Origin of the sequence: Paenibacillus sp. 4624 (assembly GCF_050435065.1) — a bacterium.
GTDB classification, from domain to species: Bacteria; Bacillota; Bacilli; order Paenibacillales; family Paenibacillaceae; genus Paenibacillus; species Paenibacillus amylolyticus_D.
This window is the reverse complement of record NZ_JBNDJR010000021.1, coordinates 1-17,997: the sequence shown is the minus strand read 5'-3', so window position 1 is coordinate 17,997 and position 17,997 is coordinate 1. Positions and strand designations below refer to the sequence as shown.

The window sequence follows — 17,997 nt, the reverse complement described above, 5'->3', positions numbered from 1 at the left end:
CCTCATTCGTTCCTCTCTGTATTGCTTATTATATATATTTCAACCCTGAAGCTATTTTGACGTTGATGCAGATGCTTGCTCCGCCATCTCAATGCCCAGCCCGATCAGTTGAATCATGCGATCATGCTGACTACTGCTATACAGATAACCGATCAGACATTCAAACGCCGTTGCATGTCTGTACTCCAGCACATCTGCATTTTTGGGAACACTGCCCGATTTGGCATTCCGCCCTTGCCGCACCACATCCTGCTCTTCTTCTGTCAGTTCAGCCTCAATACTTGTCAGTATGCGGCTTTGTGCTTTGGCAGATACCAGTTTGGTTGCACTGCGGTGCAGATGGTTAGGACGCATGTTCGCTTTGGATAACAGATACTGTCTCACGGCAACCTCATATACCGCATCACCGATGTAAGCCAGTGCGATTGGCGGAATCAATCGTGCAGGTCTGGAAGGTGGATAAGGAAACCATCCCCCCTCCAGTTCATTAACCTGATTATTAATTACACGTTGCTCGGCCTGTTCACCCCGCTCGACAGAACCAGACAAAACATTCTCTTTTTCTTCACTCATTTGCGCCGCCATCTCATTCCCTGTGCGGTATCCTCCAGCAGAATCCCTTGAGCAGATAGTTCATCACGAATTTCATCTGCACGAGCCCAGTTCTTCGACTTACGTGCCTCCACACGCTCCTGGATCAAGCGTTCAATGTCCTCATCCAGAAGCTCTGGTTCAACGTCCGTGTAGATTCGAAGCACAGCATTGAGTTCTCCGAACAGCTCAAGCAGTGCCTGAATTTCAGCGGCATTGACCACATCTTGCTGCAACAACTGGTTCGCTTCCGCAGCCCACTCGAACAACGCCGTGATTGCATCCGGTGTATTAAAATCATCCTGCATTTTTTCATGATATTGCTGTCGAATCTGGTCTAGTCTTGCTGAAAATTCCGGTGTAAGCTCCTGATTAACAGACACAGCTCCTAGGCGATGTTTCAGGTTACCTACTGCATTCGCAATCCGATCCACACTGTTTTGCGCCTGTTCCATCGTATCTTCCGTGAAATTTAGCGGGTTACGATAATGGGTAGACAACATAAAGTAACGAATCGCTTCACGTTTGTACTGATTACGCAGATCTTTTACCAGAACACCGTTACCGAGAGATTTCGACATTTTTTCGTTATCAATACGAATAAAACCGTTATGCATCCAGTAATTCGCCAAAGGTGAACCTGTGATTGCCTCAGACTGCGCGCATTCGCATTCATGGTGAGGGAACTGCAAATCCTGTCCTCCCCCGTGAATATCAAGCGTGTCGCCAAGGTATTCTCTCGCCATGGCAGAGCACTCAATATGCCAGCCTGGACGACCGTCTCCCCAAGGGCTGGACCAGAAAATCTCGCCTGGTTTGGCCGCTTTCCAAAGCACAAAATCTTCCGGATGTTCCTTCCGTTCATCTACACCGATCCGAATACCGAATTGCAACTCCTGCAGGTTCTGTTTCGACAATTGACCGTATTTTTCGAACTTTCCTGTTCGATAATATACGTCACCGCCATTTTCATATGCGAAACCTTTTTCAACGAGTTCACCGATAAAATCGATAATAAGCGGCATATTCTCTGTTACCCGTGGATTACTGCTGGCTTTAGGAATCCCGAGTCCTTCCAGATCCGCGTAATAAGCGGCAATAAATGTTTCAGCCACATGCGGAACGTCGGTGCCCAGTTGCTCTGCTTTGCGAATCAGTTTGTCATCGACATCGGTGAAGTTCACGACATAATTCACTTCATGTCCGGTCTGCTCCAGATATCCACGAACTGTGTCGAAAAAGATCACCGGACGTGCATTGCCGATATGAATGTAGTCATAAACGGTTGGTCCGCATACATACATTTTCACTTTGCCAGGCTCTTGCGGAACAAACTCCTCTTTGGTGCGACTCATCGTATTATAAATCTGAAGCGTCATAGTCACTTTTCCTTTCGTTCTAAACTACTTTTACTTGATTCCATGGTTTATGTTGATCGATGGAGTTATGTGCATTTCTCAGATTCTCGCGTATTTTGCAAAGTTCGCACTTCTTCCTGCAGCCGTTCAATCTCGCGCTGCATGCTGCGCAATGAATCAATGACCGGATCGGGCAATTGTTGATTAAGACGATCCACCCTCCGTCCATCCTGTTTGACGATTCTACCTGGAATCCCTACCACCGTGCTATTTGCAGGGACTTCTTTCAGTACAACGGAGTTTGCTCCGATGTTGCTTTGATCCCCAACACGAAATGATCCCAGCACCTTTGCACCAGATGAGATAACCACATTATTACCAATCGTGGGGTGTCTCTTTCCTTTTTCTTTCCCTGTTCCGCCAAGAGTTACCCCCTGATAGATCACGACATCGTCACCAATCTCACAGGTTTCTCCAATAACAACGCCCATCCCGTGGTCAATGAACAAACGTTCCCCAATCGTAGCTCCAGGATGAATCTCTATCCCTGTCATAAACCGACTAACCTGTGATACGAACCGGGCAAGCGAGTACCATCTTCGTTTGTATAGATTGTGAGCAAATCGATGGGCCCATATGGCATGCAGCCCTGAATACGTAAATACGACTTCAAACCAACTCCGGGCGGCCGGATCATTTTCAAAGACCGTCTGGATATCGGATCTGATCTTTTTGAACATGCTCGTTCCCCTCTTGTTCCGGTTCTCGTCCTCCGGGTTCGCCGGACGGCGTGTTCCTTGGTAGTATACTTGCGCACTCGCATAAACAAAAAACGCCCCTGCAGCACGAAGCTGCAGAGGCGTTAGTCGCGGTCCCACTCTGCTTGGCTCATTCCTCATTCTTGAATAAAATGAATGAACCCTCTGGCGGCTCGGTAACGGGAACCAGTCGTCGCCATCTATCCTGACGTTTTCCTCTATTCTATGAATAGAAGCGGGGCCGGATTCGACGGTGCAGCTCACGGGTGCATTTCAGACTGCTGGACAGTGGATGGCTTGCAGCCACCACTCATTTGAACAGATATAATCTCTGTACATGTGTGGGGCCATCCTCTCTGGATCTGTCCAAATCAGCTTACTTCTCCCGGTCTTTGCTGTTCTATATGAACGTATTATGACAATTCAACCTTGTGTTGCTATTATAGCGAAAAGCCTTCTCACTGACAACCGGCAGAATCCAATTACATAGGTTGAACTAATGGATAGATAGTTACACTCGTGCCAGCAAACGCTGGGTGACAGTATCGCGGCCCAGTAGCACAATGGTCTGATTGAGATCACGTCCATGTGTCTGTCCAGTCAAAGCAACACGGATTGGCATAAAGAGCTGTTTGCCCTTGAAGCCTGTTTCCTTCTGCACTTCCTTGATCAATGCAGCCATTTTACTCGGCGTAAATTCGTCACTTGCCTGCACTTTATCCGCAAATGCCTTCAATACGGTTGGAACCTGCTCTTCAGCAAGCACCGCAGCGCCTTCGCTTTCCAGTTCAACTTCGGAACGGAAGAACACTTCCGACAGTTCTACGATATCGGATGCCGCATTCATTTGCTCCTGATAGAGATGTACGAGCGTATATGCCCACTCTTTTTGTTCAGATGACAGCTCCGCAGGGAGACGTCCTGCTTTTTGCAGATGCGGAATAGCCATCTCGGCAACTCGTGCAGGGTCCGCATTTTTGATGTAATGGTTATTCAAGTGCGCCAGCTTATGTGTATCGAATACGGCCGGGCTCTTGGATAGACGCTTCGTATCAAAGATGGAGATCAACTGCTCTTGTGAGAAGATTTCTTCTTCTCCTTCTGGGGACCAGCCAAGCAGGGAGATGAAGTTAAACATTGCTTCTGGCAGATAGCCGAGTTGATCATATTGCTCAATAAACTGAATCACGGATTCATCGCGTTTACTCAGTTTTTTGTGATTTTCGTTCACGATCAGCGTCATATGACCGAATTGCGGCGGCTCCCAGCCGAGCGCTTCATAGATCATCAGCTGACGTGGCGTATTGGAGATATGATCTTCCCCGCGCAATACATGGGAGATCTTCATCAAGTGATCGTCCACGGCAACGGCATAGTTGTACGTGGGAATGCCGTCCTTTTTCACAATGACAAAGTCGCCTGATTCCTTGCTGTTGAACGAGATTGTGCCTTTAACCATATCGTTGAATGTATAAGTGCGGTCTGCCGGTACACGGAAACGAATGCTCGCCACGCGGCCTTCCGCTTCAAATGCCTCAATCTGCTCTGGTGTCAGGTCACGATGTTTGCCGGAGTAACGCGGGGTCTCTCCACGGGCCGACTGCTCTTCGCGCTCCTGTTCGAGTTCTTCTTCCGTGCAGTAACAACGATAAGCCAGACCTTTGTCCAGCAGTTCTTGCGTGTATCTGCGATACAGATCCAGACGCTCCGTCTGACGGTACGGCCCGTAGTCTCCGCCTACATCAATACTCTCATCCCACTCGATGCCGAGCCATTTCAAGTATTTCAGCTGACTTTCTTCTCCGCCCGCAATGTTCCGTTTTACGTCCGTATCTTCGATACGAATGATAAATTTTCCGTTATTATGTTTGGCATACAAGTAGTTAAACAGCGCCGTGCGAGCGTTCCCGATATGCAGGTGTCCCGTTGGGCTTGGTGCGTAGCGCACCCGAATTTCTGTGCTCATATGATCCCCTCCGTCTCTAATTGATTGATAATATCACACACGTACCAGGCATACAACGGATTGGGCTGCAATTCCCTCTCCCCGTCCAGGAAACCCCAGTTGCTCGGTTGTCGTTGCCTTCACGTTCACTTGTGTCACTTCCGCTTCCAGTGCTTTGGCAATTACCTCAGCCATCTGCGGGATATACGGTGCCATCTTAGGCTTCTGGGCAATAATCGTTGAATCGATATTACCAAGCTTATAACCACGATCCTTCACAAGTTGCCATACGTGCTCGAGTAATTTCAAGCTGTCAGCATCCTTGAATTCCGGATCGGTGTCCGGGAAATGCTTGCCGATATCCCCAAGTGCCAGCGCGCCAAGAATAGCATCGCTGATCGCATGCAGCAGCACGTCTGCGTCCGAGTGACCCAGCAGCCCTTTTTCATAAGGAATTGTTACCCCGCCAATAATACACGGTCTACCTTCAACCAACTGGTGCACGTCAAATCCTTGTCCTACACGTATCATCGCTTCTTCTCTCCCTCAAGCCAAAACGCGGCATACTGTAAATCTTCCGGTGTCGTTAGTTTAATGTTGGTATAACTGCCTTTCACAACCTTAACCGACATTCCCTGGCGCTCAGCCAGCATGGCATCATCCGTCCCCAGAAACCCATCACGTTCCGCAGATTCGTATGCTTCCAGCAGGGAAGAAAGACGAAAAGCCTGCGGGGTTTGAATGCTCCACAGACTGCTGCGATCCGGCGTCGCTGTAACGATACCTTCCGCATTAACTTGTTTAATCGTATCCTTCACCGGCACAGCGAGAACAGCGCCCTCACCTGATGCGGATGCGGCCATACATTCTCTGATCTGCTCACGGGTCACAAAAGGACGTACCCCGTCGTGAACAAGTACCCCATCCGTGCCAAGCGCCTTAAGGCCTTCATGGACCGAATGCTGTCTCTCTTTCCCTCCGGGGATTACGCGGACACGCGAATCCAACTGGTGTTCTTTTACCCATTTCAGGCATCGTTCAACATCAGCAGCACCTGTAACCAGAATGATCTCACGGATCTCGTCCAAAGCCGCAAATACTTCAAGCGTATGTATGAAAACGGGCTTGTCCTGTAGCAGCAAAAATTGTTTGCTCTCGGTCGTTCCCATTCGGGTCCCCCGGCCTGCCGACACAATGACAACGCCCCACCCTTTATCCATGCCGCAATCCCTGCCTTGTCTGTCAGTTTATCGCTGGGCAACAATTCATATCTGCTTCGATATCCATCATCGTACAACGATACACTACCCATCATACCGCTTTTATTGGGCTTTTTCCAACAGTTTCGGCTTGGCAAAAATCATTCGACCCGCAGACGTCTGCAATACGCTGGTCACGAGAACTTCCATCATCATGCCGATATACTCGCGCCCGCCTTCCACCACAATCATCGTTCCATCATCCAGATAAGCTACGCCTTGTCCATGCTCCTTGCCGTCCTTGATAATCTGCACCATAATCTCTTCCCCCGGAAGTACAACTGGTTTCACCGCGTTCGCCAAATCATTGATGTTGAGCACGGATACCCCCTGGAGCTCACAGACCTTATTCAGGTTAAAGTCGTTGGTGACAACTTTGCCTTGCAATACTTTAGCAAGCTTGACCAGTTTGCTGTCTACCTCGGAGATTTCCTCAAAATCGCCTTCGTAGATCAACACCTGTACATCAAGCTCCTTCTGGATTTTGTTCAAAATGTCCAGTCCACGGCGCCCGCGGTTACGCTTGAGCAGATCCGATGAATCTGCAATATGCTGCAACTCTTCCAGTACAAATTCTGGGATAACAATCGTGCCTTCGATAAATCCGGTCTTGCAGATATCTGCGATTCTGCCATCAATAATGACGCTGGTGTCCAAAATTTTATGTTCTTCCATTCTTCGCTGCTCTTCGGGCTCAGGGTGCCCCCACCGTCCTGACTTCCAGAATGCCGCCAGATCGTCTTTCTTGGCCATAGCCAAGCTGTAACCCGAATATGCAGCAACCACCGTGAGGGCCACTTGCAGCACCTCTCCTGCGGTTCCGAGCCAAGCCAGACAAGGATACAGCAGTAATGCTGCGAGTAGTCCAGCCAAGATACCTGCCGCGCCAGCAGCTAGCTCATTCATAGGAATTCTTGCTAAAGAATCAATACCACTGTTCAAACGGTTTGCCATCATTGTTCCGCCGATCGTACATACGGACATGAACAGTACTGCTCCCAGCAGTGTTGATACGCCTGCACCCAGCAGTCCTGCTGATTGAATCCATTCAGCCATCCAAGGAATGGACTTGCCTGCCAGATGATAAGCCGTGTAGCCGAACCATGCGCCGCACAATCCAGTAAAAGTTAAAATGCCTTTTCTCCACATGAGTTCCTGCACCTCCTCAAATCTTTCTTCATTTTCATATCCAGTATGATCCAATTATTGAAAAGCTAATCGCGTCAGCATGAAGTTTTTGGAAATCTTGCATTCGTCAGTTGAAAGTAATACTTTTATTGGCATATAATGAATTCAATTCATATCCCGAGGTGAGTGGCAAAATGAGTACGCTAAGTTTACAGGCTTTTCAGGATCAAGTTTCCGAACTGTTGCTGCGCCATCGCAGCCTGATTGATGTACTGTCCAAAACGGGACAAGCCGGAGCCTCTGTTAACCGCGCTGTGTCCAAAGCCATTACCGAATGCGGCTGCATTGAGCTGCACGCCACCAAACAGAAATACGCCCCCGAGAGTGATATCTCTCAAGCCAAGGGCCTGCTGGAAACGCATGTGGAAGGTGAATTGTGTGAGAATTGCAAAGAGGTGATCAGCTCCGAGTTGGGGCGGAACCTGTTCTATATGTCTGCACTCTGCAATCTGCTGGACATCAACATGGAAGAGGTCGTGAATCACGAATCACAGAAATGTTCGACGCTTGGGATGTTTAATCTGTCTTAGCTAATCCGTCTTTCGTTACTTGGTCATAGATCAAAGAATACAAACAAAAAGCACGTACACTCCTTTTTAGGAAATGTACGTGCTTTTTATATTTTCGAACTCATTAGGGTATTAGATTTTGCCGAGTGGCGGGTACTTAAGTACCCTACCCTTTCTAATTATCGGAAGAACGCGATGATTTCCTGTCCTTGCGTTTTTTGGCACGATTACGAGAAGCAGCAGTTCTCACACTGTGTCTCATGCCATATAGGGCATATAACACAAGTGGAATAAAAATCAGCTTGGAGAGTTGGTCCGGGAAAAGAACAGCCAGCGCAACCGCAAGCAACACAACCCACGGGGCGATCCAGATCGCCTTGCGAGGCAGTCCGACTTTTTTGAAATTGGGATATTTCAGTGAGCTGACCATCAGATAAGACAACAGTAACGTAGCAATCATCATGCTGATGGGCCCAATATCCTTGTGAAATAGGGAGAGCGTTGCCAGCACACCACCGGCAGCAGGAATAGGCAAGCCTGTAAAATACCCCGGAATGCCTGGACGAACGTTAAATCTCGCCAAACGAATCGCACCACAGATCGGAAAAGCGGCCGTAGCGATCCAGGCAAAGATCGGCATGGAATCTTGGAAGGACACCATAAAAATAATCAATGCAGGCGCCGCACCAAACGAAACCATATCCGATAGGGAATCAAGCTCCTTGCCGAATTCACTTTGTGCATTCAGCGCTCTTGCCACCCGTCCATCCAGACCGTCGAGCAGCATTGCAACGATAACCATAATCGCGGCCGAGCTGTACTTTCCGTTAATCGCCAGCAAAATGGCCAGCATACCCAGAAACAGATTACCTAAGGTAAAAAGATTTGGAATGAATCTGGTTAACATGTTGTTTCACCTCATCCATTAAAAGCCGTTATAAACGATCTCTACATCTGTCTGTCAATAAACATCTGCTCTTGCAGACGTTTGAGACCTTCCTTGATGGTACGGGCACGAACCTCACCAATACCGTCCACTTCATCGAGTTCTTCAATCGTTGCCATGATGACATGAGGTAATTGCTCAAACTGATCCACCAGGTTATGAATAATCACATTAGGCAGACGAGGGATCTTATTTAATACCCGATATCCGCGTGGGGCAACCGAATCTTCAGAAGTTGCCGCAGATGAAGGGTAACCAAGCAATCGTACAATATGATGTGCATCAAGCAATTCATCGTCCGACAACCTTTTTAAGCCCAAGATAATTTCACGAATCTTGTCATCACTGTCATCACGAGCATAGTCTTTATACAGCAACCACGCTTCTTCCTCTGTAGTACCCACGAGTTCTTCCATTTGCATCGAAATGAGCCTTCCTTCATTACCTAGCTCATCGATGTATCGTTCAATCTCGGTTTTGATCCGCAGCACCATTTCAGTACGCTGAATAACGTTAACCACCTCGGGAATCGTAACGAGTTCCTCAAATTCGGAAGCACTCAGATTCGTAAGAGATTGTTTCAAGACGGCTTTATACTTCTCGAGCGTTTGAATAGCCTGATTGGCTTTGGTCAAAATAACCCCGATTTCCTTAAGCGAATATCGAAGGGTTCCCTGGTACAGGGTAATAATGTTCCGGCGCTGTGAGATGGAAACCACCAGCTTACCGGTTTGTTTTGCCACTCGCTCTGCGGTCCGGTGACGAATGCCCGTCTCTGAGGAAGAGATGGATGAGTCTGGAATCAGTTGTGTGTTGGCATACAAAATCCGCTTCAAATCCTCACTCAGAATAATGGCTCCGTCCATTTTGGCAAGCTCATACAGGTAGTTCGGGGAGAAATCACAGTTAATCGAAAATCCCCCATCCACTACTTCCATTACTTCAGGGCTGTATCCTACAACAAGCAGTGCGCCCGTCTTGGCGCGCAGCACATTTTCCAGACCTTCGCGGAAAGGTGTACCTGGTGCGATCAGCCTTAACAAATCATTCATATTGTCCAGTTGGCTTGAATCCTTCATCTTGTTATGCCCCCTAATCTAAAGCAACCGCTAGTGCATCTGCCACGGTATTCACACCGATCAGTTGTATCCCGCGAGGATGTTTCCAGCCCTTTAAGCTTTTTTCTGGTAAAATAACTCGTTTGAAGCCCAGCTTCGCGGCTTCTTTCACACGTTGTTCTGCCCTGGATACGGCACGAACTTCACCGGTGAGGCCAATCTCGCCAAAGATGACATCATCCGGCTTGGTTGGCACATCTCTCAAGCTGGAGGCAATACTAACGGCCACAGCCAGATCGACCGCGGGCTCATCCAGCCTTACCCCGCCAGCTACGTTCAGATAGGCATCCTGTGTCTGCAGGAACATACCCATGCGTTTTTCAAGAACCGCTATAATCAAATTTAGCCGATGATGATCGATACCTGTTGCCATCCTCCGAGGAGAAGGGAAGTGTGTCGTGGAAATCAAGGCCTGCAACTCCACCAGCAATGGCCGTGTACCCTCCATACTCGCCACAACGGTAGACCCAGCTACCCCAAGCGGACGTTCAGATAAAAATAACTCGGAGGGATTACCGACTTCCCGAAGACCATCTTCCCCCATTTCAAATATGCCAATCTCGTTAGTGGAACCGAAACGGTTCTTCACCGCACGAAGGAGACGATACGTATGATGCCGCTCTCCTTCGAAATAAAGCACACAGTCCACCATATGCTCCAGCATACGCGGTCCGGCAATGGCACCTTCTTTGGTAACATGCCCTACAAGAACCGTTGCAATGCCCCGTCCTTTGGCAATCCGCATAAACCTGGACGTACATTCCCTTACCTGTGCTACGCTTCCTGGTGCACTGGTAACTTCGGGCAGATAGACTGTCTGAATGGAGTCGATGACAAGAAAATGCGGCTGGATCTGATCCACCGCTTCCTCTACCCGTTCCATATTGGTTTCACACAGCACATACAATTCCGGCGACAGTGCACCGAGGCGGTCTGCGCGCAATTTTGTTTGTTTCACAGATTCTTCTCCGGACACGTATAACACTCGCAACCCCGAATGAGTCAGCGCATGAGACGTCTGTAACATCAACGTTGATTTTCCAATCCCCGGGTCGCCCCCCACCAGAACTAGCGAACCTGGCACAATGCCGCCGCCCAATACACGGTTCAGTTCCCCAATTCCAGTCTGTACACGCGGCTCCTGACCGCTATCTATATCTATGATAGGAAGCGGTTTATCTTTACTGTCAAACAGAGGAGAATTTCTCCCTTGTGTTTTGACTACCGTTTCAGTTTCCTCTATCATCGAATTCCAGGACTGACAGCCAGGACATTTTCCGTACCATTTGGGGGCTTCATAGCCACATTCCGTACATTGAAACTTGGTTTTTACTTTGGCCACTTCAGCACTCCTATTGATTTTTTATTTTAGCAGCATTTTGCATTATTCGACAAAATTTACTCATTGCCCTGACATACAGGGTTACTAAAAGTTTACCATTGTTTGAGATTTTTCGTAAAGGATTATCGCAAACTTTACACATGTTCCTCATCAACATCGCTTCATCTCAATCAAATCTTCACACATCCCCTTTATATACCCGCACATACGAAAAAACCTCCCCGGCCAAAGCCAGGGAAGTTCTACATATGCGTCTACCTGAATTCATTCAGCCACATACGTCACATTTATTTCGTTTCAATCTCCTCATTGGATGGAACTACTGCTTCCTTTTTCGTTACAGACAATGCACCATTCTCTTCGTCGATGAGTAAGGAATCCCCTTTGGTCACATTACCTGTAAGCAACTCTTCAGACAATTTATCTTCAATGTGCTTCTGGATTGCCCGGCGAAGTGGGCGTGCACCGTAAGCAGGATCAAAGCCAGCTTTCGCCAAGAAGGCTTTAGCGTTATCTGTGAGTTCAAAATCAACCTCGTATTCATTAAGACGTTTGCGTAGATCCTCGCTCATAAGAGTTACAATCTCAGCGATGTGTTTCTCTTCGAGAGAGTGGAATACGATGATTTCATCGATCCGGTTCAAGAACTCAGGACGGAAGCTTTTCTTCAGCTCATCCATCACTTTGCCCTTCATATTATCGTAATCTGCTCCTGCATCCACCACAGCTGTGAAGCCAAGAGTGGAATTACGTTTGATCGCTTCTGCACCCACGTTGGATGTCAGGATGATTAGTGTATTACGGAAGTCAACAACACGGCCTTTGGAATCCGTCAGACGACCATCCTCAAGCACTTGCAGCAAAATGTTGAATACTTCTGGGTGAGCTTTTTCCACTTCATCCAACAGGACCACGGAGTACGGTTTGCGACGAACTTTCTCTGTCAACTGACCGCCTTCTTCATATCCAACATAACCTGGAGGCGCTCCAACCAGTCGTGCCGTGGAGTGTTTCTCACCATACTCGGACATATCAATCCGGATTACGGCATTTTCATCACCAAACATCGCTTCAGCGAGTGCACGAGCCAGCTCGGTTTTACCTACACCGGTTGGACCAAGGAAGATGAATGAACCCATCGGACGTTTCGGATCTTTAAGTCCTGCACGTGCACGGCGAACGGCACGGCTGACCGATTTAACTGCTTCATCCTGACCGATTACACGTTCATGAAGAATGGACTCCAAAGTCATCAAACGTTGTGTCTCTTCTTCTTTCAGCTTGTTCACCGGAATTCCTGTCCAGTTGGCTACGACTTGAGCGATATCCTCTGGAGTGACTTCGGAATCGGTACGGCCTTGCTTTTCTTTCCATTGATTTTTCGTTGTATCGAGCTCTTCACGAATTTTTTGTTCCGTATCACGCAGTGCCGCTGCCTTCTCGAACTCTTGACTCTGAACCGCGGCGTCTTTTTCCTTACGGATATCTTCCAGACGGCTCTCCAATTGTTTCAGGTTTGGCGGAATCGTATAGGAGTTCAATCTTACTTTTGATCCTGCTTCATCGATCAAGTCGATCGCTTTGTCCGGCAAGAAACGATCTGTGATATAACGATCCGACAATTTGACGGCTTGCACAATCGCTTCATCCGTAATTTTCACACGGTGATGCGCTTCGTAACGATCACGCAGACCATGCAAAATTTGAATAGCTTCTTCCGGTGATGGTTGATCTACTGTAATCGGTTGGAAACGACGCTCTAGCGCAGCATCCTTCTCGATATATTTGCGGTACTCATCCAGTGTTGTTGCACCGATGCACTGCAATTCACCCCGAGCAAGAGCTGGTTTCAAAATGTTCGATGCATCAATCGCGCCTTCTGCGCCACCTGCACCAATCAGTGTGTGCAGCTCATCAATGAACAGGACAATGTTGCCCGCCTGGCGAATTTCATCCATGATTTTTTTCAATCGATCCTCGAACTCACCGCGATATTTGGTTCCAGCAACAACCGAACCCATATCCAGTGTCATTACACGTTTATCACGCAATGTTTCGGGAATTTCGTTTGCAATAATTTTCTGGGCAAGCCCCTCAGCAATTGCTGTTTTACCTACACCCGGTTCACCGATCAATACCGGGTTATTTTTGGTACGACGACTCAATACCTGAATAACACGCTCAATTTCCTTGCTACGGCCAATAACCGGGTCAAGGTTATTCTCTCTGGCATAGGCCGTCAAATCACGAGCGAGGCTGTCCAGTGTTGGTGTGCTCACATTGGCAGGTGTGCCGTTGTGGCTGGAAACAGCTTCACTGCTACCAAGCAATTGCAGTACTTGCTGACGCGCTTTGTTCAAGCTGATGCCAAGGTTATTGAGCACACGTGCCGCAACCCCTTCACCTTCACGGATCAATCCGAGAAGAATATGTTCTGTGCCAACATAGGTGTGACCGAGTTTACGGGCCTCATCCATCGACAATTCAATTACTTTTTTCGCACGTGGCGTATATGCAATGTTCGTAGGTTGCTCTTGGCCACGGCCAATCAGCGTTTCTACTTCATCCTGAATTTTTTCCAATCCGAGTCCCAGGCCGATCAGTGCTTTGGCAGCAATGCCTTCACCTTCACGAATGAGGCCGAGCAAAATATGCTCCGTACCGATGTTATTGTGACCGAGACGGACAGCTTCTTCCTGCGCGAGTGCGAGCACCTTTTGGGCCCGTTCCGTAAATCTTCCAAACATCATATCTCCTGCACCTCCATGGTTTTGGATAAAACGAGGGATTCCATTCGAATCGGATACCCCTTCGTATTCTTCATATCACTTTTGTTTGCAGCCATGCTGCGAATAAAATCATTGGTAACTTCATTCTAGATGGAAACCTTATTATATAAAAGCCGCAGATGCGGCATGAAACCCATAGTCATGATCAAGGAAGGTTTACCCAGAACTTTTAGTTGCATTGATGGTATCACGAATTAACTGAGCACGGTAGATGTCACGCTCATCCGTACGCATATCCCCAAACGTTTTTTGTAAAAATCCTGGCTGAGTCATCACATTCAACTCATTCATCACTGGAATCGATAATCCTTCCAACAACCCAAGATCTAAGCCAAGCCGCACATCCGACAAACGTTGCGCCGCTTCCTTCGTGTCTACAATCGCTGCATGGGACAAAATCCCGTAGGAACGCATCACTCGATCCGTAATACGCAGTCTGGAATCGGTAATGAGCCGTTCTCTTGCGGTACGCTCATGACCAATCATCTGTAAAACAACACCGTGGAGGTTATCGATCACTTCTTGCTCCGTCTGTCCAAGTGTAATCTGATTGGAAATCTGGAACAAGTTGCCCATCGCCTCGCTACCCTCTCCATAAATCCCTCGAACCGTTAATCCCACTTGGGACACGGCACTGAGAATACGGCCGATCTGCTGTGTCATGACCAATGCGGGAAGGTGCATCATAACAGATGCCCTGACACCCGTCCCAACATTCGTTGGGCAACTGGTCAGATACCCTCTTCGATCATCAAACGCATAATCCACGTGCGCTTCAAAAGCATCATCTATAGCGGAAGCTTTCTCCCAAGCTTCTTTCACTTGGAACCCCGGATAGAGGCACTGGATACGCAGATGATCCTCCTCATTAATCATAATGCTTACTGATTCATCCTCACTAAGGATCACGGCTCCGTTGGTCGATTCATTCGCCAGACTCGGACTAATCAGATGTTTTTCCACCAGCACACGCTTGTCGAGTTCGTCAATATCGATCAGATCGAGTGTAGTAAAATCACCAAAGGCGTGTACGTCATCGTACTGAAGTACTTCGCTCAGCTTATTCAGCACCTCTTCCGATTGCTCATCCGAAGCCAGCATTGGAAACGGGATATGCTGAAGGTTACGCGCAATCCGGACACGGCTGCTGATCACGATCTCTGAATCGGCAGCTTCACTGCGCATCCAGTCACTGAGCGCCTTCTCTGTAAAACGCAGATTAGGCATCATGCTTCCCTCCTACTTATGACAAACTTTACTCTTGAGCTATTTCTTTTTCAAGTTCCCGAATCTGGTCACGAATCTGAGCGGCCTCTTCGAACTCTTCTTGAGCAATGCTCTGCTGCAGATTTTGCTTCAGATCGGCAATTTGCCGTTTCACCTTAATACGCCCGCCTGCTCTGGCAGGAACTTTACCTACATGCGATGTACTACCATGCACTCGCTTGAACAAAGGGTCCAGACGGCTGTCAAAGTATTTATAACAGGAGCTACAGCCAAAACGGCCAACTTTGCTGAACTGGGCATACGTCATGCCACATTCTTCACATTGTAGCGTTTTAGCAGGAGCAGCACCTGAACTTTTGCCTGCCGGATCAAAATCAAGTATTCCTGATAGCAGGTTGTGAATGGAAAATCCTCCTGCTGTTCCAGGAATCATCTCCCCCTTCTCACGGGCGCATGATTCACAAATATGGAATTCCGTCTTCTCTCCATTTACAATTTTAGTGAAATGAAGTGTAGCCGGACGTTTATTACATTCTTGGCACAGCATATAGATGTACCTCCTTTGATCCCGATAGTTTTCATTTACCGAGCAAAGATATTAGCATTGCCTTCAACATTCTGGCACGAATTTGATCCCGGTAAGGAAGTTTGACCATAAGAACCTCTCTCGACACAGCCGCACGCATCAACCCGGCTTCCCGCTTACTTAAGAAACGCGCTTCTTCCAGTTGATAAATCAAGCCTTCCGCAGCAGTCTGTCCAATCTCGTCACCAATACTGTGATGCAGATGGTTGTGCAGGGCGGATTGGGCAGGTAATTCAATGCGTTGTATACGAACATACCCACCACCCCCACGTTTACTCTCGACGAGATACCCTTTTTCAAGAGTGAAACGAGTGCTGATGACATAATTGATCTGGGAAGGTACACATGAAAACTGATCTGCCAGATCATTACGCTGAATTTCAATCATTCCTTCGGGACTTTCATGCAAAATACCCTTCAGATATCGTTCAATAATATCAGAGATATTACGCATCCAATCATCCTCCACTGTCTGAAACGTTAAGTCAATAAGGACCACACGCCCCCACAGAGTACACCTTCTCCACCCATTTAACCACTCAGAGAAACAGCGAATCTTGCTATCTTAAGTGTTAAACAGGGGAACAAAGGAAGCACGAAGGTCCTTGAATATCCCCTTGATCTTCCAATGACATGTTCCAACTTACGGTCCTTTTCATCAGAGAGCAGTAAGAAAGCTTAAAATCATATCGCAGGTAAAAATAAATAGCACATATTCAAAATTAGAATCATGCGGATTTAACCTTGAGTTGACTTTGACTTTCTTTGACTTTATATACATTATAGCATATTTTACTGTTTTGCCAAGTGGGGGCACTATTCATTTTTTACGATTTTACACGAAATATTCGCCTGACACAAAAAAACCTCTCCCGGACATCGGGAGAAGTTCTGATTGCTTCCAATTACGCTTCGTATCTGTTCGAATGAAGTCGTTTTCGATATGGACTGTTGCTCAAAAGAAATCAAGCAAGTAGGTTTCACGCTCCGGAACTGCCTTTTCCAGCGCTTGGATTGCGCTCACCGGCCCTTCCATTCTACCGATCTGTGCCAACTCTGCCGGTCTGCGATAACCCATTAACACGGCTGAGAGGGATTGAATACTAAGACGAATCGGCTGATTCAGCGAACCCTCATCATCGGATTTAGCCTTTTTCCATATTGAAGCGGTTCCGTTCATAGCCACGTTTAATTCCCATACGCCTTCGTTCCATGGAGCGTGTGAATCTTCAACTTCAAGCCAAATCTGTAAGGGTGAGTCCTGACTTGCAAAAGGGTACTGCGAAATAAACTGCTCCACGCTCACAATTCTTGCCATAAAGTAAGGCACTACCTCTTGCCCAATTCGTGGATTGTCCAGTTGAAATGAAAGCAAGTCACTTGCAGGTGCTTGTAAAGTTACTTCATCAATCATGGAATCGTGATTGGCAATGAACGTCCACAGCCCTTGTCTCGCTTCTTCATTCAGATGAATCATTTCTCCAATGGTGAATTTACTTTCCTTGACTTCGTAGAATATATAACCTTGCGGTGCTCCTGCTTCATCATAGTAAACAGCTCGCTGGCTACCTTTTTTGACATAAACTGAATGTTCCCACCACGTATCATCACGATTCATAGTCCCATTATAGCGCGATGCATAAGCATCATACACCTGCTTCAATTCGACAAGCTCAGCATTTCCACGTTTGATCGTGCCTGGTGTCAGCTGCTTGGCCGGCAGCTCTGCTGTAGACAATCTGTATTTCTTATATTCAACATAGGTTTCCCAGCCATACTTTCGATAAAAGGAAAACGAAAACGGATGCAGGAAAGATACACTTTGTTTATTCCGATTCATTTCTTCTAGTGCGTATTTCAGCAACCCTGCTACCCATCCCTTACGTCTGTACTCCGGCCAAGTGGCTACACCTGCAATTCCACCCATTTCAAAAGACCTTCCGTGGATATACGTCTGAAAAGGAATAATCTGAAGTTTGGCTCCAACCTGACCGTCCGCATAAACACCCAATACATTATGCCTAGCAAAATCCCGGCGACGCTTCTCCAACTGATCCTCTGTTAATTTAAATTGAAATGCATACTCGGAAAGCGCCATACACGCCTCATAATCGTCGATCGTTAATTTGCGAATTTCCATATTAACCTGCACCTCTTTTTCTTCTAATGTAAGTCCTTTCTGTACAAAGGGCCGCTTGAACCCTTTTCTTACAGTTGAGTGTCTCAGAGGTTCCCTTTAAAGTCAAACAAGAGATGTAACATTCACATCTCCTGAATCATAAATATAAAATAAAAACCACCACCGAACATCATCGGCAGTGGTTCTTTGCTTGGCGGCGTCCTACTCTCCCAGGACCCTGCGGTCCAAGTACCATCGGCGC

Annotated in this window: 16 protein-coding genes; 1 reads left to right on the top strand and 15 read right to left on the bottom strand. The window is 47.4% G+C overall.

All coding sequences use genetic code 11. The annotated features are described in order from the left end of the window. Positions 1–51 precede the first annotated feature (51 nt). From ABIE27_RS29090 to ABIE27_RS29060, 7 genes are all read right to left on the bottom strand, one after another. Positions 52–573: a Mini-ribonuclease 3 gene (locus tag ABIE27_RS29090; RefSeq protein WP_429352091.1), complete on the bottom strand. Its 522-nt coding sequence runs from the start codon at positions 571–573 to the stop codon at positions 52–54. After that, a complete protein-coding gene (cysS, locus tag ABIE27_RS29085; protein WP_123067242.1) occupies positions 570–1,970 on the bottom strand; it encodes a cysteine--tRNA ligase in 1,401 nt (466 codons plus the stop codon). Before cysS ends, ABIE27_RS29090 begins: the two co-directional genes overlap by 4 nt. Before the next feature lie 65 nt (positions 1,971–2,035). After that, positions 2,036–2,689, bottom strand: a complete 654-nt coding sequence (gene cysE, locus ABIE27_RS29080) for a serine O-acetyltransferase (protein WP_090924690.1) — start codon at positions 2,687–2,689, stop codon at positions 2,036–2,038. A 529-nt stretch (positions 2,690–3,218) separates the two neighbouring features. Then, positions 3,219–4,673: a glutamate--tRNA ligase gene (gltX, locus tag ABIE27_RS29075; RefSeq protein ID WP_429352090.1), complete on the bottom strand. Its 1,455-nt coding sequence runs from the start codon at positions 4,671–4,673 to the stop codon at positions 3,219–3,221. 33 nt (positions 4,674–4,706) lie between these two features. Beyond that, positions 4,707–5,183 (bottom strand): 2-C-methyl-D-erythritol 2,4-cyclodiphosphate synthase, encoded by a 477-nt coding sequence (gene ispF, locus ABIE27_RS29070; RefSeq protein WP_123067456.1) that lies wholly within the window; start codon positions 5,181–5,183, stop codon positions 4,707–4,709. Further along, on the bottom strand, positions 5,180–5,872 hold the full coding sequence (ispD, locus tag ABIE27_RS29065) for a 2-C-methyl-D-erythritol 4-phosphate cytidylyltransferase (protein WP_429352089.1): 693 nt from the start codon (positions 5,870–5,872) through the stop codon (positions 5,180–5,182). Before ispD ends, ispF begins: the two co-directional genes overlap by 4 nt. Positions 5,873–5,974: 102 nt before the next feature. Next, complete coding sequence (locus ABIE27_RS29060) at positions 5,975–7,060, bottom strand: PIN/TRAM domain-containing protein (protein WP_123067454.1); 1,086 nt, start codon at positions 7,058–7,060, stop codon at positions 5,975–5,977. A gap of 173 nt (positions 7,061–7,233) precedes the next feature. On the opposite strand from ABIE27_RS29060, the gene ABIE27_RS29055 reads away from it, so the two are divergent. Continuing rightward, positions 7,234–7,629, top strand: a complete 396-nt coding sequence (locus tag ABIE27_RS29055) for a DUF1573 domain-containing protein (RefSeq protein WP_090924695.1) — start codon at positions 7,234–7,236, stop codon at positions 7,627–7,629. Positions 7,630–7,783: 154 nt separating this feature from the next. Here ABIE27_RS29055 and pssA read toward each other — a convergent pair whose 3' ends face one another. The 8 genes from pssA to ABIE27_RS29015 form a co-directional block, all read right to left on the bottom strand. Continuing rightward, positions 7,784–8,515 carry a CDP-diacylglycerol--serine O-phosphatidyltransferase gene (gene pssA, locus ABIE27_RS29050; RefSeq protein ID WP_429352088.1) on the bottom strand — a complete coding sequence of 244 codons (732 nt, stop codon included), beginning with the start codon at positions 8,513–8,515 and terminating at the stop codon, positions 7,784–7,786. 41 nt (positions 8,516–8,556) lie between these two features. Continuing rightward, positions 8,557–9,633, bottom strand: a complete 1,077-nt coding sequence (gene disA / locus ABIE27_RS29045) for a DNA integrity scanning diadenylate cyclase DisA (RefSeq protein WP_123067452.1) — start codon at positions 9,631–9,633, stop codon at positions 8,557–8,559. 13 nt (positions 9,634–9,646) lie between these two features. Then, positions 9,647–11,014 carry a DNA repair protein RadA gene (radA, locus tag ABIE27_RS29040; RefSeq protein ID WP_123067451.1) on the bottom strand — a complete coding sequence of 456 codons (1,368 nt, stop codon included), beginning with the start codon at positions 11,012–11,014 and terminating at the stop codon, positions 9,647–9,649. A 287-nt stretch (positions 11,015–11,301) separates the two neighbouring features. Continuing rightward, positions 11,302–13,764, bottom strand: a complete 2,463-nt coding sequence (locus ABIE27_RS29035; RefSeq protein WP_123067450.1) for an ATP-dependent Clp protease ATP-binding subunit — start codon at positions 13,762–13,764, stop codon at positions 11,302–11,304. A 195-nt stretch (positions 13,765–13,959) separates the two neighbouring features. Further along, on the bottom strand, positions 13,960–15,030 hold the full coding sequence (locus tag ABIE27_RS29030) for a protein arginine kinase (protein WP_123067449.1): 1,071 nt from the start codon (positions 15,028–15,030) through the stop codon (positions 13,960–13,962). Between the two features lie 28 nt (positions 15,031–15,058). After that, complete coding sequence (locus ABIE27_RS29025) at positions 15,059–15,577, bottom strand: UvrB/UvrC motif-containing protein (RefSeq protein ID WP_090924701.1); 519 nt, start codon at positions 15,575–15,577, stop codon at positions 15,059–15,061. A gap of 31 nt (positions 15,578–15,608) precedes the next feature. Next, entirely contained in the window at positions 15,609–16,070 is a 462-nt protein-coding gene (locus tag ABIE27_RS29020; protein ID WP_090924702.1) for a CtsR family transcriptional regulator, read from the bottom strand. Positions 16,071–16,571: 501 nt separating this feature from the next. Continuing rightward, positions 16,572–17,756, bottom strand: coding sequence for a GNAT family N-acetyltransferase (locus ABIE27_RS29015; protein WP_123067447.1), 1,185 nt, complete (start codon positions 17,754–17,756; stop codon positions 16,572–16,574). Positions 17,757–17,997: the final 241 nt, after the last annotated feature.

What these genes read in the sequence shown, in the direction of transcription:
- ABIE27_RS29090 (WP_429352091.1), bottom strand. Translation starts at nt 573, where the DNA reads ATGAGTGAAGAAAAAGAGAATGTTTTGTCTGGTTCTGTCGAGCGGGGT.
- cysS (WP_123067242.1), bottom strand. Translation starts at nt 1,970, where the DNA reads ATGACGCTTCAGATTTATAATACGATGAGTCGCACCAAAGAGGAGTTT.
- cysE (WP_090924690.1), bottom strand. Translation starts at nt 2,689, where the DNA reads ATGTTCAAAAAGATCAGATCCGATATCCAGACGGTCTTTGAAAATGAT.
- gltX (WP_429352090.1), bottom strand. Translation starts at nt 4,673, where the DNA reads ATGAGCACAGAAATTCGGGTGCGCTACGCACCAAGCCCAACGGGACAC.
- ispF (WP_123067456.1), bottom strand. Translation starts at nt 5,183, where the DNA reads ATGATACGTGTAGGACAAGGATTTGACGTGCACCAGTTGGTTGAAGGT.
- ispD (WP_429352089.1), bottom strand. Translation starts at nt 5,872, where the DNA reads ATGGATAAAGGGTGGGGCGTTGTCATTGTGTCGGCAGGCCGGGGGACC.
- ABIE27_RS29060 (WP_123067454.1), bottom strand. Translation starts at nt 7,060, where the DNA reads ATGTGGAGAAAAGGCATTTTAACTTTTACTGGATTGTGCGGCGCATGG.
- ABIE27_RS29055 (WP_090924695.1), top strand. Translation starts at nt 7,234, where the DNA reads ATGAGTACGCTAAGTTTACAGGCTTTTCAGGATCAAGTTTCCGAACTG.
- pssA (WP_429352088.1), bottom strand. Translation starts at nt 8,515, where the DNA reads ATGTTAACCAGATTCATTCCAAATCTTTTTACCTTAGGTAATCTGTTT.
- disA (WP_123067452.1), bottom strand. Translation starts at nt 9,633, where the DNA reads ATGAAGGATTCAAGCCAACTGGACAATATGAATGATTTGTTAAGGCTG.
- ABIE27_RS29035 (WP_123067450.1), bottom strand. Translation starts at nt 13,764, where the DNA reads ATGATGTTTGGAAGATTTACGGAACGGGCCCAAAAGGTGCTCGCACTC.
- ABIE27_RS29030 (WP_123067449.1), bottom strand. Translation starts at nt 15,030, where the DNA reads ATGCCTAATCTGCGTTTTACAGAGAAGGCGCTCAGTGACTGGATGCGC.
- ABIE27_RS29025 (WP_090924701.1), bottom strand. Translation starts at nt 15,577, where the DNA reads ATGCTGTGCCAAGAATGTAATAAACGTCCGGCTACACTTCATTTCACT.
- ABIE27_RS29020 (WP_090924702.1), bottom strand. Translation starts at nt 16,070, where the DNA reads ATGCGTAATATCTCTGATATTATTGAACGATATCTGAAGGGTATTTTG.
- ABIE27_RS29015 (WP_123067447.1), bottom strand. Translation starts at nt 17,756, where the DNA reads ATGGAAATTCGCAAATTAACGATCGACGATTATGAGGCGTGTATGGCG.